This window comes from Myxococcus qinghaiensis, assembly GCF_024198215.1.
Classification (GTDB): Bacteria; Myxococcota; Myxococcia; order Myxococcales; family Myxococcaceae; genus Myxococcus; species Myxococcus qinghaiensis.
The window spans coordinates 450,687-467,204 of record NZ_JAKCFA010000006.1; the positions used below are offsets into that span (position 1 = coordinate 450,687).

A 16,518-nucleotide genomic window follows, 5' to 3' on the forward strand; every position below is an offset into this window, starting at 1 on the left:
GGCTACGGGGTGCCTGAAGGCTCGGCGGTGGGCTCGGGCGCCGCCGGAGGCTCCCACGCGGGGAGCGCGTTCAGTGCGGGCCGTCCCACGAGCAGCTCGTGCGGACGGAAGCCGCCCTTGTAGCGCAGTGACGCGCAGGCCTGGACGCGGTAGCCCAGGTACACGTGGGGGATTCCCCGCGCCCGCGCCAGCTCCACCTGGAACACCACGTTCGCCGTGCCCGGAGACAAGGCCGCGTAGTCCGGGTCATAGAAGAAATACACCGCGCTCCACGCGCGCGGCGTCTCGTCGCAGATGCCCAGCGCCACCAGTCGGGGGCCGCCCTCCGCGCCGTCGTCGTAGTACGCGACTTCGCGCGCGGACGGATGCGGGAAGGAGAACTGGAGCGAGTACTCGCGCGGGGTGAGCGGCGAGGGGTCCCACTCCCGCGAGGACTCGCGCTCCGCGTGCCACGCCCGGTAGAGCGCCAGCCGCTCGTCGTCCACGCGGGGCACGCCCACCTCCACGCGCAGGTGCGCGCAGGCCGCCCGCGCGCGGCGCTGGCTGCGGTTGGGGCGGAAGGACTCCACCGGCAGCCGCAGCGAGACACACTCGCCACACGAGGCGCACGCGGGCCGGAAATACAGCGGCCCGAACCGGCGCCACCCGCGCATCAACAGATGTTCGTACTCCTCCGGTGACACTTCCTGCATCACCAGGTTTTCTAGTGAGGCCTGCCGCTCCGGCAAATAGCTGCACGGGCGAGGGGCTTCGACTTCATGTGCCAGCAGGAGAGCCATGTCCGTCCACGTTCCTCTCCGGAGGCCCACCCGACGTCAAGTCGGCCGCGGGTGTCAGGACGCCCCGCGGCCAGGGAGCCTCGCCCCGCCAGTGTCTCATGCCGAGCCCCTGGCGCGTCTCCTACGCGAGGGCATGGCATGGCGACTGCAGCCATTTCCCCCCGACTCCCACGCAAAAGGCGGAAGCACATGGCCCGAGACTGCCTGCAGCCCTGGATGGACCGGCTCGCCCATGCCCAGCTGGAGGCCGCGGCACTCGAGCGCCCTTCCCCCTTCGGAGGGGACACGTGGGGCGAACAGTGGCTGGACGCCCGGATGCTGAACGCGCTTCGCTCGAACCCGGACAGTCGTGTCCTGCCCTCACGACCTTCCTGGCAGGTCGTCGTAGACCCCGGGTGGGAGGCGGAAGACTTCGAGTCCGGGGTGGCGAGCTATTGAAGGACGCGTCACGTCCCGACGACGCGGCGTCACTCGGATACGCGGCTTCTCAACCTCATCCATTTTGAGAACACGTTCCCCCCGCACGCCTTGCGCGGCGGGCAGGCGGCCGCGCAAGCCTCGCGCGCGGGCTGGAACGCCAAGGCGTCTTCCCGGCCCCCGGCGCCAGCGCGTATAAGTCTGACATGTCCGCAATCGATGTCTCGGTGGTGATGCCCACCCACCGACGAGAGAAGGAAGTGGTGGAGGCCATCCGTTCGGTGCTTCGCCAGGAGGGCGTGCACGTCGAGGTCATCGTGTTGGATGACACGCCGGAGGGCACCGCCCGGGCGACGGTGGAGGGGCTGGGCGACGAGCGCGTGCGCTACGTGGTGAACGACCCGCCCTCCAAGGGCCGTCCGGCGGTGGTGCGCAACCACGGCGTGACGCTGGCGCGCGGGCGCTACCTGCACTTCCTGGATGACGACGACATGCTGGCGGACGGCGCGCTGCACGCCATGGTGAGCGCGCTGGACGCGCGCCCCGATGCGGGCGTGGCGGTGGGCTGGGTGGTGCCCTTTGGCGACGACGCGGACTGGCTCAAGGACAAGAGCGAGTACTTCGAGTGGGCCGCCAAGGTGGGCGCCTCCACGCCCAACAGCGCGTGGACGGTGGCGCACATCCTCTTCCGCGGCACGCTGTACGTGAACTCGGCCTGCATGGTGCGCCGGGAGCACTTCTCCGCGCTGGGCGGCTTCGACGCGTCCATCCCCGTCTACGAGGACGTGGACTTCTATCTGCGCGGCATCCGCGCCTTCGGCCACGTCTACGTCAACCGCCCCATCCTGCACTACCGCACCGGCCGGCCCTCGCTGATGCACAACCTGGGCAAGGACGGCACGCTGGTGATGCAGTCCAACGAGATGATTCACGGCAAGTATCGCAAGACGAACGGCGTGCTGGAGTACCGCGCGCTGCAGTTGTTGATGCGGGCGCTGCCCTTTGATGTCGCCAAGCGGCTGCCGCTGCGGTTGCCGAAGCAGGGCCGGGTCTCATGAGCTTCAAGAATCGCCTCGTCGGGACGGCCAAGCGTCAGGTGAAGCAGACGCTGCGGCCGGTGCTGCAGCGGGCCATGGCGCCCGCGCGCACGGAGATTCCCGCGTCGTACTGGGGGCTGGAGCAGCGCGCCGGTCAGGGCCTGTGTCTGGAGGGCGTGCCGCTCAAGGACCTGGTGAAGCGCTGGGGCTCGCCGCTGCACGTGGTGCAGTTGGCGGCGCTGCGCCGCAACGTGGAGCGCTTCCTGGCCGTACCCCAGGGACGGGCGGGCGGCTGCGAGGTGTTCTACTCGTACAAGACGAACCCGATTCCCGGCGTGCTGGAGGTGCTGCACGGGCTGGGCGTGGGCGCCGAAATCATCTCCGCCTATGAGCTGTGGCTCGCGCTGAAGCTGGGCGTCGCGCCCGAGCGCATCGTCTACAACGGCCCGGTGAAGTCGGAGGCCTCGGTGCGAGAGGCCATCTCCCGAGGCATCCAGCTGCTGGCCGCCAATCACGCGGAGGAGCTGGGCACCTTCGCGCGCCTCGCCGCGGAAGTCGGCAAGCGCCCGCGCGTGGCGGTGCGGGTGACGACGGACAGCGGCTGGGCGGCGCAGTTCGGCACGCCCATCGCCGGGGGCGCGGCGCTGCGGGCGTATGCGCAGGCGCGCGCGTCGTCGCACCTGGACGTCGTGGGCCTGCACGCGCACCGGGGCGCCACCATCCGCACCGAGGGCGAGTTCACCGGCTTCGTGGAGGCGGTGCTCGCCTTCACGGACACGCTGCACCAGGAGCTGGGGTTGGATTTGGAGGTGCTGGATTTGGGCGGCAGCCTCTGCACCCCGTCGGTGGAGCACATCGCCGAGCGCGACTGGCGGCTCAACCTCACGTTCTTCCGCGACGTGCCCGCGCCGGACCCGGAAAGCGCGCTGGGCATCTCCCGCTACGTGGCGCTCGCGGTGGAGCTGGTGGAGTCGCACTACGCGCGGCGGGGCCGCAAGCGTCCGCGCATCTTCCTGGAGCCGGGGCGCGCCATGACGGGCGACACGCAGCTGCTCCTGGGCCGCGTGCACACGCTCAAGGAAGGCGATGACCGGACGTGGGCGGTGCTCGACGCGGGCGTGAACCATGCCGAGTGCGTGCGCAACGAGTACCACCAGCTCTTCCACGTGGACCGACCGGACGCGCCCGCCTCGCGCGTGTACACGGTGGTGGGGCCCATCTGCACGCCGGGCGACACGCTGTATCACGCGAAGCGACTGCCGGAGCTGGCCGAGGGCGACACGCTGGCCATCATGGACGCGGGCGCCTACTTCGTGCCGTTCGCCACGTCCTTCTCGTATCCCCAGCCCGCCATCATCGCGTTGGACAACGGGCAGGAGCGGCTCTTGCGCCGGGCGGAGACGTTCGAGGACCAGCTGGCCCTCGACACCGTGGCGGCGACTCCGGGCAAGCCCGAAGCCGCCTGAGTCCGCCCCCGCGCCCGCGCCTACCGGTTGAGCACCATCATCCGGAGGAAGGCGCGGGGGTGGCGCGCGGAGCCGTAGAGAATCTGGGCGACCTCCACCGCCGTGGGCATCATGTCATCCGAGTCGATGAGCGGATCCACCGCCACGTCCCGGTTCTCGCCCAGCCAGCGCCGCCACTGACGGGCCTCGTCGACGGGGAGCGCGCCCGACAGGCGCTGGAGGTTGAGCAGCATCTCCAACGCAATCCGGTTGCAGAACACCTCGCCCTTTCCCGTCCACTCGCGCGCCGCCTGCACCACGCGCTCCAGCGCGGGCTTGTCGCCCAGCGCCGCGTGGTAGGCCATCAGCGGCAGCGGCAGGCCCCGGGCGATGTCGAAGCCCATCTGCCCGTAGTAGCGCGGGTTGAAGTCGATGAGCAGGAAGTCGTCCTTCGTCTGGATGAACTCCACCTCGAAGACGCCGTGGTAGCCCAGGCGCTTGCACAGCCGCTTGAGCCCGTCCGCCAGGTCCTGGCGCACCGGCGCGGACTCGAAGCACACGCCCACGCCCAGCCGGCGCGGACGCTGGAGCACCTTCATGGCGCCCCGCACCTCGAACAGCTCGCCGGACTCGTCCACGAAGCCCGACAGGCTGTAGATGCCCTCGGCCGCCTCCGGATGGAACTCCTGCACCATGGGCCGCGCCACCGCCGGGTCGAACTTCACCAGCATGTCCGCGTACCCGTCGCGCGCGAAGGACCGGTACTCCTCCACCAGCTGCGACGGCTCCGCCACCGGCAGGCCCTTGACGTGCGTGGAGTAGAGAATCTGCGTCGTCGGCTTGATGAGGACCGGGAAGCGCGCCTCGCGGGAGATGGCCTCCAGGTCCGCCTCGGACTCGGGGAACCAGGTGCGCGGCAGCGTCAGCCCCACCGCCTGGCCCGCCTCGAAGAGCTTGCGCTTGTTGAGCAGCCCGTACACGGACTCCACGCCCGGGTCATAGAGGTGGAAGTACTTCGACAGCTCGCTGGCGTGGACCGACACCAGCCACGCCAGTTCGTCGCTCGTCGGGTACAGCACGTGCCGGCCCGGCTCCCTGCGGCCGAAGTCCAGCAGCCACTCCATGAACGCCTCGGGCTGGGACTCGGGAGGACACTGCACGCGCCGCCCGACGAAGCGGGACCAGCTCGCGGGGCCCAGGCGGCCGGGGTCCGCCACCGTGACGTCAATGCCATTGCGCCCGAAGCAGCGCGCGGCGGCGAGCGTGCCGTAGAAGCTCGCGGAGAAAAGCAACGCGGACGGTCGCCCCTCCACGCGCTGGCGCGCCGCCTGCTCCACCTTCACGTCTTCTGCCTCCACCTGAGCCGTCTCCAGTCTCTCCACTTCCTCCAGCCTGCGGGGACGCGGGGGCGTCCTTCGGGCTGTTGCCTGGGCTTGCGCGCCGACACCTGAAGCCTGCGTCGGAGCGGGAATCGAGAGACCCGCGGCGAGCCCGGCGGTGAGGAGTGAGAGGATGTGTCGTTTCATGCCTTGGACGCTCAACATAGCCGCCCCCCCCACCATTTGCCCCTGTCCACTTCGAGTCCCTTGTTCGGAGCGCCAACGAACTCGGCCCTCCCGGCTCACGCGGACCCAGCCGGGTCCGACGCGACGACCCTCCGGCACGCGGCGACCCATCAGGGTGTGAGAAAACCAACGCGCGCGCCCTGGCGTGAGCAACTGGCCCCGCGCGTCAGGGACTCACACCACCCTCCGGCCGCCACACGAGGTAGCCCGAGTCGAGCAGCCACGGCTCGTTGGACACGCCGCCAATGCGCGCACCCAGGCGCGTGACGGACTCGCGGAACGCGTCGGCGGGCGAGGTATGTCCCGCCTCGCGCGCCTGTCTCCAGGCCTCTGTCCACTCCTGGAAGAAGGGGTGCATGGCCTCGCCGGGACGGACGCGGCGGCGCAAATCCCGGGGCAGCCAGTCGCGGAACAGCAGGGGCGCGAAGCCGTTGCGGAAGTCGGTGTGGAACAGGAGCGCCTCGCGCGCAGGCGGGACCTCCGGGTCCGCGGAGGACCGACGCAGCAGGTGCGCGGTGAGCACCGAACCCTCCGGGTCCGAGCTCCCCTCCACGAGCAGCCCCGAAGGGAGCAGGAAGCGACCCAGGGCGCGGTGCACCTCGGAGACGCGCTCGGCCGGTCCCTGACGCAGCAGGTTCATGGCCCGCACGAGGCGGACGGGCTCCTCCGAGCGCGCGAGGGGCAATTCGAAGCCCCCCTGCCGGAAGTGCGTGCGGGGTCCCGCATGGGCCTGGGCCGCCAGGGCGCGCGCCTCCTCCAGCTCCACGCCGATGACGGTGAGCTCCGGATGGAGCGCTCGAAACGCCTCCGCGCTCTCCAGCGTCGTCCAGGGGTGCTCGCCGAAGCCCACGTCCACGAAGACGGCGTGGGCCCAGGCGCCGTCCACGCGCGTCAGCAGCTCGCGCTCGAAGCGGCACAGCCAGGCATCGAGCGCGCGCAGGCGCCCTGGCGCGGTGCGTCCCCGTGTCTTCGCATCCAGCGTGGACATGGCTCCCACTTCGTCGAGGCCCACAGCGCGCGTCAAGCCTCCCCGTGTTTCCTCCGGCCCGCGCGGGCCGGTAGGCTCCCCTCGTGCGCCCCGCGTCCGCCCTCACCTGCCCCGGCTGTCAGGCGCCCCGCGTGGAGGGGCCGGAGTGTCCCCGCTGCGGCATCATCTACGCCCGCGCGGAGGCCCGTGCGGCGCGCAAGGCCGAGCAGGAACGCGCGGCCGCGGCGGCGGCGCCGCCTCCGGAACCCGCGCCCTTCGAGGTGGACCCCGCCTGGCTCGTGCCGCCGCCGGACCTGCGCTCGGACGTGCATCCGCTGGAGACCGCCGCGTTCCACGCCGCTGACGAGCAAGCCGTGCATGAGCTGCGGCTGCGCCTCATCGTCGTCCCCGCGGCGCTGCTCCTGGGCTACCTGGGGGCCACCGGCTCGCTGCGCTTCATCGTCCGGCTGTTCACCATGCTCGTGCACGAGGCGGGGCACGCCATCACCGCGTGGCTGTGCGGCATCCCCGCCGTGCCGTCGCTCTGGGTGACCTCCATGGGCACGGAGCGCTGGTACTCGCTGGCGCTGCTGCTCGCGGGCGGGCTGGGGTCGCTGACGTGGATGGGCTGGAAGCTGCGTCGCCCGGCGTGGGTGGCGTGGGGCGGGGTGCTGCTCACCGCGCAGCTCTTCTGCACCCTGCTCCTGCCCATGGCGAGCACGACGCCGCTCATCGTCTTCGGCGGCGACGCGGGGATGTTGGTGCTGGGCACGGTGCTGATGGGGTGCTTCTACGTGAGGCCCGGCAGCTACCTCCACGTGCGGGGACTGCGCTGGGGCCTGGTGCCTATCGGGGCGCTGTCCTTCTGGGATTGCTTCTCCACCTGGTGGGCCGCGAGGACGAACACGGAGGAGATTCCCTTCGGCCGCATGGAGGGCGTGGGCCTGAGCGACCCGAGCCGCCTGGTGGACGAGCATGGCTGGCAGGAGGGCGACCTCATCCGCCGCTATGTGATGCTGGGCGTGCTCTGCCTCGTGGCGCTGGCGGTGTTCCACGCCCTGCACCTCTACCGGGGACGCAGCCGCCTTCGAGAGGCCTTGCGAGCGCGGCGCTACCAGGACCCGTGAGGCGACGTCGCGGGTTGTGACAGCGGTGGAGAACGCCAGTACCCTTCGCGGCACATGGCCCCCTCCGTCCCGCCGCTCCCCTCTCCGGAGCCCGCCCCGTCCTCGATGTCCGACGCCCCCGAGCAGGTCCAGCAGCGCTTCGGCTGGCTGCCGCCGGTGGGGACGTGGAAGTACCACCTGCTCTTGAGCGCCGTGGCCCTCTTCATCCTCGGGCCCCTGGGTGGCATCGCCGCGTCGTACATGAACTTCAGCGTGGGCTTCTTCGTCGGCGGGCAGGTGCTGGCGGGCATCCTCGGCAGCGCCGTCACGTACGGCTACGGCGCGGAGGGCAAGCACGGCGCCAACTACATGCAGACGATGGCCGCGTCGGTGGCCTCGCTGTGCGCCATGTCCGTGCTCATCCAGGCCATGGTGTGGCTGGGCATGGAGCTGCCCCCCGCCTGGCACCTGATGCTCTTCGTGGGCTGCGTGGGCATGTTCGCGGTGGGCGTGGGGATGCTCTACACGCCGCTGCTCGTGGACCGGCTCCAGCTCGACTACCCGTCCGGCTTCGCGGTGGCCAACATCCTGCGCGCGCTGACGGACAAGCGGCTGCTCAAGGCGTCCATCTCCAAGCTGGGCGGCGGCACGCTGCTGGGCGCCATCGCCGCGTGGATGACGGAGAAGATTGCGTTCGTCGGCGCCATCGGGACGAGCGCCGCCACGCTGGGCGCGGGCATGATTGTCGGCAGTCGCATCACCGTGCCCGCGGTGCTGATGGCCGTCCTCGGCGCGTGGCAGTTGCCCTACATGCGTGAGCTGGGGTGGCTGGGCGCGGCGGACCCGTTCCGCAAGGTGGGCTTCCTCATCGGTCTGGCCATGATTTGCGGCGCGGCGGCGGTGGACCTCTCGTTGCTGGCGATTCAAGCCGCCGCGCGCATCCGCGCCCGGGCCGACGTCGAGCAGGGAGAGGAGCCGGCGTGGAAGAAGGTCAACATGCCCCGGCTGCTGGCGTGGGTGGTGGGCTGGGGCGCCGCGACGCTGCTGGTGGGCACGTACGTCCTGGGTCAACCCCTGGCGTGGCTCGCGTTCGGCCTCGCGCTGGCGCTCCTGTTCGTGCTCATCAATGGCATCTCCTACGGCATCACCGACCAGAACCCCATCTCCAGCGCGTTCGTCATCTCCATCATGTTGATGTCGCTGATGGGCCTGAAGAACCCGCTGGTGGGGTTGATGGCGGCGACCATCCTGCTCATCTCCACGTCCGTGGGCTGCGACATGCAGCAGGACCGCTCCACCGGCTGGCGCCTGGGCACCAATCGCGTCATCCAGTTCCGCTATCAGGTGATGGGCGTCATCATGGGCGCGCTCTTGTGTGTGGGATTGGCCAAGGTCTTCATGACGGCCTACCCGGCGCTGACCGTCAACCAGCTCGACAATCCCAACGTCCCGGTGGGCCAGTGGGGCTCGGCGATGACGTACAAGCTGGTGGGCGCCATCCGGGATTTGGGCTCGCTGTCGGACGCCAAGATTCAGGCGATGTTCTTCGGCCTGGGGCTCGGCTTCGGCATCCAGGTGCTGCGCAAGCTGCTCCAGCGTCACCAGGGCTACCAGCGCTACATCAAGAGCTCGCGCGCGGGCTTCGCGGTGGGCTGGACCATGGACTCGCTGGTGCTGGCCAGCCCCTACGCGTCGTCCTTCGGCGGCTTCGTGGCCTTCCCGGTGGCGCTATGGTTCGGCGCGGGCGGCGTCATCGCGTCCGTGTGGAACACCGTGACGAAGAAGCGCGCCCCCGCCGCCGCGGGCAGCCCCGGACAGGGAGAGGCGCTCCCCGAGGACATGAGCACCATGTCCCTGGTGGGCGGTGGCCTCATCGCGGGCGAGTCCCTCTTCTTCCTCATCGCGGGGTTGATTGGATTGGCCAGCCTGCTGGCGTGAGTAGACAGTCGCGGACAGAAGGGCGCGGGAAGACTCGACACGCGTCCCTGCTTTCATGGGAAAACCGGTGCGCAATCCCTGCTCGTGGGCGGTCCACGCAGGGCACTCCAGGGGTTCCCATGAAGCGCGCATTCGTGATGATGGTGGCGGTCCTCGGTCTGTCGTTGCTGGGCTGTGGTGGAGCGGACGACCTCGCGGCGTCGACCGATGAGGTCGTGTCGTCCGACGAGGTCCAGGACGTGTCCCAGGAGCTCGCGACCTGCACGGCCACCTGCTACGGCGGCACGTCAGTCTCTTGCACGGGAACGACGTGCAGCTACATCAACTTCCAGAGCGTGACGTGTGATGGCGTCGTCACCAACTGCCCTCCCACCGTCTGTCCTGGCGAATACCGCGCCTGCTTCTCGCTCTCGGGCCGGCGCTGCAGCCAGCACGAGCCTTGCTGTCGGGGGGATGTCGTCTCGTCCTGCCTCTGCCGCGACGGCCGGCTGACCTGCTGAACCCCTTGGCATCAGGCCAGGGGCTGTCCGGCGGGTCCGGTTGACAATTACCGGGCCCGCCTGCATTTTGTTCTTCGTGAGCTTCGCCAACTTCTCCACGACCACGCGCACCACGACTCGCTACGGCGGGTGTGGAGCAGTGCGCGTCGCGAAGTAGGCTGACGACCGCACGGCTTTCCGCCCCGCCTTCTCGGCCGGGGCAGCCGTGCACTCACTCAGTGCTCCGTCCGGCAAGGCATTCAACCCTTCCGTCTCTGGAGTCACTGCAATGCTCGACGAACAAGACCACCGCTCCCTGGGCCATCGCCTGGACCTCTTCCATCTGCAGGAAGAGGCGCCGGGAATGGTCTTCTGGCACCCGCGCGGCTGGATGCTGTACCAACTGCTGGAGGAGCGCGTCCGCCAGCGCATGAAACGCGAGGGCTACCTCGAGGTCCGTACGCCGCAAATCTACGCGCAGCCCCTGTGGGAGCGCAGCGGCCACTGGGAGAACTTCCGCGAGAACATGTTCCTGCTCCAGGACGGCGAGCGCCACCTCGCCGTGAAGCCGGTGAGCTGCCCGGGCCACATCGAGCTCGTGCAGCGCATGGCGCCCAGCTACCGCGACTTGCCCCTGCGGCTGTGCGAGTTCGGGCTGGTGCACCGCAGTGAGCCGGGAGGCGCGTTGCATGGCCTGTTCCGGCTGCGCCAGTTCACTCAGGACGACGGGCACATCTTCTGTGCCCCCGAGCAGGTGGTGGACGAAGTCGTGGCCTTCGCGCGCTCGCTGAAGGAGTTCTACGCGAGCTTCGGCTTCGACGAGGTCCAGGTGGCCTTCTCCGGCCGGCCCGCGTCCCGAGCCGGAAGCGACGAGGTATGGGACCAGGCCGAGTCCTGGCTGGCCGCCGCCGCGAAGCAGGCGGGACTCGACTGCAAGCTCCAGCCGGGCCAGGGCGCCTTCTACGGGCCCAAGCTGGAGTTCGTGTTGAAGGACAGGCTGGGGCGCGAGTGGCAGTGCGGGACGATTCAGCTCGACCTCGTCCTGCCCGAGCGCTTCGACCTGCGCTACCAGGACGCCTCGGGTGCGCGGGTCCGTCCGGTGATGCTTCACCGTGCGCTGCTGGGCAGCCTGGAGCGCTTCATCGGCGTGCTGCTGGAGCACCACGGGGGCGCGCTGCCCGCGTGGCTCGCGCCGGAGCAGGTGGTGGTGGCGTCCGTGGGCGAGGCGGCCGTGGAGTACGCGGAGCGCTTCGCCGCCAGCCTGCGACGCGCGGGCTGCCGGGCGCGGGCGGACGCGCGCAACGAGTCGCTGTCGCGCAAGGTGCTGGACTCGCACCAGGCAGGCGTCCCATGGCTCGTCGTCGTGGGCGGGCGTGAGGTGCAGGCGAACAACGTCAGGCTGCGCCAGCGGGACGGAGCGCAGCGGGACATGTCGTGGGACGCGGGGCTCGCGGAGCTGGTGGCCGCGTGCGGGCCGGTGGCGGACGCATGATGAGCGCCCGAGGGGCGGGGCTGGACCTCCCGGCTCCGCCCCTCGGGCGTGCCTACGCGTGCATCAGGTGCTCCAGCACCGCGCCGGCGCGCACCACCTCCGCGGGCACGGTGGCCAGGTCATCCAGGCTGAGGATGCCCAGGGGCCTTCGGGCCTCGTCCACGACGACGAGCCTCCGCACCATCTTGTCCTCCATGAGCTGCTCGGCCACGCTCAGCGTCGCGTCCGGCGAGCAGGTGATGAGCGCGGTCGTCATGGCCTCGCGCACCCGCGTCTCATTGGGGTCCTGTCCCATGGCCGTGGAGCGGACGGTGATGTCCCGGTCCGTCAACATGCCCACGAGCTGCCCGTTCTCGGTAACGGGAAGCGAGCCGATGTTGCACGTGCGCATCCGCAGGGCCGCGACGCGCAGTGACTCGTCGGCCTCGATGGTCTCCACATTCTTCGTCATCAGCTCGAAAATCTGCATGGCGCCTCCGCTGATGGGGGGGATGAACGATGGGCTACGCCCTAACGTGGCGTCAGGGGCGCCTTCGTGCCCGCCCTGCCCCGGGCCCGGTGGAAGGGAGGGCGAGCGGACAGGGGGCGACATTCCAGGTTGGCCAGCAGGCGCGACGATTGGGCAGGATGCGCATCCAAGAGAAACCCCGGGCGTGGACCCGGACAAAGGAGCGTGACGGCATGGTCGACAAGCTCACCCTCAGCGATACCCAGTGGCGCGAGCGCCTGACGCCGGAGGAGTACGACGTCCTGCGCAAGCACGGGACGGAGCGCCCCGGCTCGGGGTGCTTCCTGGGGACCAAGACGCCGGGCACCTATGTGTGCGCCGGCTGTGGCAATCCCCTCTTCAAGTCGGGGACGAAGTTCGAGTCCGGCACGGGCTGGCCCTCCTTCACCCAGCCGCTGAACGGCGCGGACTCGGTGACGGAGATCAGCGACCGCTCGTACGGCATGGTGCGCACCGAGGTGCGCTGCGCCCGCTGTGACGGGCACCTGGGACACGTCTTCCCGGATGGACCGCCGCCCACCGGGCAGCGCTACTGCATGAACTCCGTCGCGATGAAGCACGTGGAAGAAGGCCAGCCGCTGGAGCTGGTCCGCGCGTAGGCGGCACCTGTGTCGCCCCGGCCTCGGCTGCTGCTTCCGAGGTCGGGGCCCTCATCCCGCGTCGCTCAGCCCAGCCAGGCGCGGGCGTTGCGGAACATCCGCATCCACGGGCCGTCGTCGCCGGTCCACTCCCGGGGCCGCCACGAGTGCTGCACGGTGCGGTGGACGCGCTCGGGATGCGGCATCGTCACGGTGAAGCGGCCATCCCGCGTCGTCACACCGGCGATGCCATGGGGCGAGCCATTGGGGTTGGCCGGGTACGTCGCCGCCACCTGGCCCCGGTTGTCCACCCAGCGCGTGGTGATGAAGCCCTGCGCGTTGACGCGCGCGGCCTCGGCGGCGTCGGAGAACTCCGCGCGGCCCTCGCCGTGCGCCACGGCGATGAGCATCCGGCTGCCCTCCATGCCCTGGTAGAAGAGCGAGGGCGTGCGGGCAATCTCCACCGTCCCCAGGCGCGCCTCGTACTGCTCGGAGGCGTTGCGCACGAAGCGCGGGAAGTGCTCCGCGCCGGGGATGATGTCCTTCAAGCCAGACATCATCTGGCAGCCGTTGCAGATGCCCAGGCCGAAGCTGTCGGAGCGCGCGAAGAAGCCCGCGAACTCGTCGCGTGCACGGGGGTTGAAGAGGATGGACTTCGCCCAGCCTCCGCCCGCGCCCAGCACGTCTCCGTAGGAGAAGCCGCCGCAGGCCAGCACGCCGTGGAAGTCCTTCAGTGACACGCGCCCGGCGAGGATGTCGCTCATGTGCACGTCCACCGCCAGGAAGCCCGCGCGGGTGAAGGCCGCCGCCATCTCCTGCTGGCTGTTGACGCCCTGCTCGCGCAGCACCGCCACCCGGGGACGGGCGCCCTTCGCCACGAACGGCGCGGCGACGTCCAGCCCCACGTCGAACGTCAGCTTCGGCGACAGGCCCGGGTCCGTCGCGTCGCACTTGGCCGCGTACTCCTGCTCCGCGCACACGGGGTTGTCGCGGCGCTTCTGCAGCTCGTGGCTCACGCGGGACCAGATGCGCCGCAGGTCCATGGTGCCCTCGGCCAGCAGCACGTGGGCGCCGTGGCGTACGCGGACCTCCAGCGCGGCCGTCGGCCGGCCCAGTTCGTGACAGGACGCCGCCAGGCCATGCTTCCCCAGCACCTCGCGCACCCGGGCCACGTCGGCCGAGCGCACCTGCACCACCGCGCCCAGCTCCTCGTTGAAGAGCGCCGCCGTCGCGTCGTTCCCCAGGGCCGCCACGTCCACGTCCACGCCACAGTGGCCCGCGAAGGCCATCTCGCACAGCGTGGCCCACAGGCCGCCGTCGGAGCGGTCGTGGTAGGCCAGGAACCGGCCCTCGGCGTTGAGCGCCTGCACCGCCGCGAAGAAGCCGCTCAAGAGCGCGGCGTCCTCCACGTCCGGGACCTCCGGGCCCACCTGCGAGTGCGTCTGCGCGACGATGGAGCCGCCCAGCCGCTGCTTGCCCTTCGCCAGGTCGATGAAGACGAGGCGTGTGTCCTGCTCCAGCTCCACGAGCTGCGGCGTGAGCGACTGGCGCACGTCCAGCACCGGAGCGAACGCGGAGATGATGAGCGACACCGGCGACGTCACGGCCTTGCGCGCGCCCGCCTCCTCCCAGACGGTGCGCATGGACATGGAGTCCTTGCCCACGGGGATGGTGAGGCCCAGCGCAGGGCACAGCTCCATGCCCACCGCGTGCACGGCGGCGTAGAGCTGCGCGTCCTCGCCAGGGCTGCCGGCCGCCGCCATCCAGTTCGCTGACAGCTTCACGTCGGAGAGCTTGTCGATTCGCGCCGAGGCGATGTTGGTGAGCGCCTCGCCCACCGCCATCCGCGCGGAGGCCGCCGCGTCCACCACCGCCAGCGGCGTGCGCTCGCCCATGGACATGGCCTCGCCCGTGGTGCTCGTCACCGTGGACAGCGTCACCGCGCAGTCGGCCACCGCCACCTGCCACGGGCCCACCATCTGGTCTCTCGCCACCTGGCCCGACACCGAGCGGTCGCCGATGGTGATGAGGAAGGACTTGTCCGCCACCGTGGGGTGGCTCAGCACGCGCTCGGCCAGCGCCTTGAAGTCACCGGGCAGCGCCAGCGGCGCGTGGGCCAGCGGGCGCGACTTCGCGTCGCGGTGCATGCGCGGCGCCTTGCCGAACAGCACGTCCATCGGCAGGTCGATGGGCGGCGTGCCCAGGGCCGAGTCGGACAGCTTGAGCACCTGCGCCTCGGTCGCCTCGCCCAGCACGGAGAAGGGCGCGCGCTCGCGCTCGCAGAAGGCGGTGAAGCGCGCCAGGTCTTCGGGTGCCACGCCCAGCACGTAGCGCTCCTGGGCCTCGTTGCACCAGATTTCGAGCGGGGACATGCCCGGCTCCGCGTTGGGCACCGCGCGCAGCTCCAGCCGGCCTCCCAGCTCGTTGTCGTGCGCCAGCTCCGGCAGCGCGTTGGACAGGCCGCCCGCGCCCACGTCGTGGATGGAGCGGATGGGGTTCTTGTCGCCCAGCGCGCAGCACTGGTCGATGACCTGCTGACAGCGCCGCTCCATCTCCGCGTTGTCGCGCTGCACGGAGGCGAAGTCGAGGTCCGCCGCGCTCGCGCCCTGCGTCATGGAGGACGCCGCGCCACCGCCCAGGCCGATGAGCATGGACGGGCCACCCAGGACGATGAGCTTGTCACCCGGCTGCAGCCTGCCCTTCTGCACGTGCGGCGCGCGGATGTTGCCGAGCCCGCCGGCGATCATGATGGGCTTGTGATAGCCGCGCACCTCCACGCCCTCGGGCGTGGCGACCTGAGACTCGTAGCTGCGGAAGTAGCCGCACAGGTTGGGACGGCCGAACTCGTTGTTGAAGGCGGCCCCGCCCAGCGGACCGTCAATCATGATGTCCAGCGCGGACACGATGCGGTCCGGCTTGCCGTAGGGCTGCTCCCAGGGCTGCTCGTAGCCGGGGATGCGCAGGTGGCTGACGGTGAAGCCCGTCAGGCCCGCCTTGGGCTTCGCGCCGCGTCCGGTGGCGCCCTCGTCGCGAATCTCTCCACCCGCGCCCGTGGCCGCGCCGGGGTACGGCGAAATCGCCGTCGGGTGATTGTGCGTCTCCACCTTCACCATGATGTGGGAAGGCTCGCGCACCGTGCCCCACTCGCCCGTGTCCGCGTCCGGGAAGAAGCGGTCCACCTCGAAGCCCGCGATGACCGCCGCGTTGTCCTTGTAGGCGGAGAGCACGCCCTCCTTGTGCTGGGCGTAGGTGTTCTTGATGGCCTGGAAGAGCGAGCGCTCCTGCGGCTTGCCATCCAGCGTCCAGCTCGCGTTGAAGATCTTGTGCCGGCAATGCTCGCTGTTGGCCTGCGCGAACATCATCAACTCGACGTCGGTGGGGTTGCGCTTCAGCTCCTGGAAGCGCGCCACCAGGTAGTCGATTTCGTCCTCCGCCAGCGCCAGGCCCAGCATGCGGTTCGCCGTCACCAGCGCCGCGCGGCCACCGCCCAGGATGTCAACGGTGGTGAGGGGACGGGGCGAGTGCTCGGAGAAGAGGACGGCGGCGTCCTCCATGCGCTTGAGCACCGCCTGCGTCATCCGGTCATGCAGCACCGGCTCCAGGCGCTCCACCTGAGCGGGCTCCAGCGCGCGTCCCTCGGGACCGGCCACGTAGTACGCGAGCCCGCGCTCCAGGCGCTTGATTTTCGCGCCCAGGCCGCAGTTGCGGACGATGTCCGTCGCCTTCGAGGACCAGGGGGAGATGGTGCCCGGGCGGGGCACCACGAGGAGCAGGCTGCCCGCCCGCTCTCCCGAGGGCACCTTGGGGCCGTACTCCAGGAGACGGCCAAGCATCGCCTGCTCGTCCTCGGAGAGGGCGTCCGGGGTGTCGAGGAAGTGCACGTGCTCCGCGTAGACGGACGACACGGCGGGCACCTGCTCGCGGCACTGCGCGAGCAGCTTGGCGAGCCGGAATTCAGAGAGGACGGGAGCGCCGCGCAGGAAGTGCATGCTGGACATGGGGATTGGGTGTGGCCCTGGGTAACAGCCGGGGCGTCCTTATCACCGTGCGTCACGCGGGCGAGGACAGAGTTCGCCCCGGCCCGCTCGCTGTCCGGGCGGACAGGGGCCACGGTGGGAGTCCCTCACACGTCAGAGCTTGCGCGGGGCTCGTGACAGGCGGGGATACACAGCAACCCTGAAGAGGTCGAGGCCCACGGCCACTCGCG

General features: G+C 70.4%; 13 protein-coding genes. 8 read left to right on the forward strand and 5 right to left on the reverse strand.

Going from position 1 to position 16,518, the window contains the following annotated elements; all coding sequences use genetic code 11:
- Positions 1-2 precede the first annotated feature (2 nt).
- The gene (locus LZ199_RS13925; RefSeq protein ID WP_253994162.1) at positions 3-779 is read right to left on the reverse strand and encodes an arginyltransferase; all 777 of its coding nucleotides are present in this window, start codon (positions 777-779) and stop codon (positions 3-5) included.
- Between the two features lie 189 nt (positions 780-968).
- Between LZ199_RS13925 and LZ199_RS13930 the strand changes: the two genes are divergently transcribed.
- The 3 genes from LZ199_RS13930 to LZ199_RS13940 all read left to right on the forward strand — a co-directional run bounded on the left by LZ199_RS13930 (position 969) and on the right by LZ199_RS13940 (position 3,699).
- On the forward strand, positions 969-1,217 hold the full coding sequence (locus LZ199_RS13930; RefSeq protein ID WP_253994163.1) for a hypothetical protein: 249 nt from the start codon (positions 969-971) through the stop codon (positions 1,215-1,217).
- 185 nt (positions 1,218-1,402) lie between these two features.
- Positions 1,403-2,254, forward strand: a complete 852-nt coding sequence (locus tag LZ199_RS13935; protein WP_253994164.1) for a glycosyltransferase family 2 protein — start codon at positions 1,403-1,405, stop codon at positions 2,252-2,254.
- Positions 2,251-3,699 (forward strand): type III PLP-dependent enzyme domain-containing protein, encoded by a 1,449-nt coding sequence (locus tag LZ199_RS13940; RefSeq protein WP_253994165.1) that lies wholly within the window; start codon positions 2,251-2,253, stop codon positions 3,697-3,699. The genes LZ199_RS13935 and LZ199_RS13940 overlap by 4 nt, the downstream gene beginning before the upstream one ends.
- 20 nt (positions 3,700-3,719) lie before the next feature.
- Here the strand turns inward: LZ199_RS13940 and LZ199_RS13945 are convergent, their stop codons facing one another.
- Both LZ199_RS13945 and LZ199_RS13950 read right to left on the reverse strand, forming a co-directional pair.
- Positions 3,720-5,204, reverse strand: coding sequence for a carboxylate--amine ligase (locus tag LZ199_RS13945; RefSeq protein ID WP_253994166.1), 1,485 nt, complete (start codon positions 5,202-5,204; stop codon positions 3,720-3,722).
- A gap of 205 nt (positions 5,205-5,409) precedes the next feature.
- Positions 5,410-6,231 (reverse strand): methylase, encoded by an 822-nt coding sequence (locus LZ199_RS13950; RefSeq protein WP_253994167.1) that lies wholly within the window; start codon positions 6,229-6,231, stop codon positions 5,410-5,412.
- Positions 6,232-6,314: 83 nt separating this feature from the next.
- On the opposite strand from LZ199_RS13950, the gene LZ199_RS13955 reads away from it, so the two are divergent.
- The 4 genes from LZ199_RS13955 (at position 6,315) to thrS (ending at position 11,225) form a co-directional block, all read left to right on the forward strand.
- Entirely contained in the window at positions 6,315-7,337 is a 1,023-nt protein-coding gene (locus LZ199_RS13955; RefSeq protein WP_253994168.1) for a hypothetical protein, read from the forward strand.
- 105 nt (positions 7,338-7,442) lie between these two features.
- Positions 7,443-9,254, forward strand: a complete 1,812-nt coding sequence (locus tag LZ199_RS13960) for an OPT/YSL family transporter (protein WP_253994169.1) — start codon at positions 7,443-7,445, stop codon at positions 9,252-9,254.
- Between the two features lie 119 nt (positions 9,255-9,373).
- On the forward strand, positions 9,374-9,754 hold the full coding sequence (locus LZ199_RS13965) for a hypothetical protein (RefSeq protein ID WP_253994170.1): 381 nt from the start codon (positions 9,374-9,376) through the stop codon (positions 9,752-9,754).
- Between the two features lie 268 nt (positions 9,755-10,022).
- Entirely contained in the window at positions 10,023-11,225 is a 1,203-nt protein-coding gene (gene thrS, locus LZ199_RS13970; protein WP_253994171.1) for a threonine--tRNA ligase, read from the forward strand.
- A 52-nt stretch (positions 11,226-11,277) separates the two neighbouring features.
- Here the strand turns inward: thrS and LZ199_RS13975 are convergent, their stop codons facing one another.
- Positions 11,278-11,694, reverse strand: a complete 417-nt coding sequence (locus LZ199_RS13975) for a CBS domain-containing protein (RefSeq protein ID WP_253994172.1) — start codon at positions 11,692-11,694, stop codon at positions 11,278-11,280.
- Between the two features lie 212 nt (positions 11,695-11,906).
- Between LZ199_RS13975 and msrB the strand changes: the two genes are divergently transcribed.
- A complete protein-coding gene (gene msrB, locus LZ199_RS13980; RefSeq protein WP_253994173.1) occupies positions 11,907-12,332 on the forward strand; it encodes a peptide-methionine (R)-S-oxide reductase MsrB in 426 nt (141 codons plus the stop codon).
- A gap of 65 nt (positions 12,333-12,397) precedes the next feature.
- Here msrB and purL read toward each other — a convergent pair whose 3' ends face one another.
- Positions 12,398-16,309: a phosphoribosylformylglycinamidine synthase gene (purL, locus tag LZ199_RS13985; RefSeq protein ID WP_253994174.1), complete on the reverse strand. Its 3,912-nt coding sequence runs from the start codon at positions 16,307-16,309 to the stop codon at positions 12,398-12,400.
- Positions 16,310-16,518: the final 209 nt, after the last annotated feature.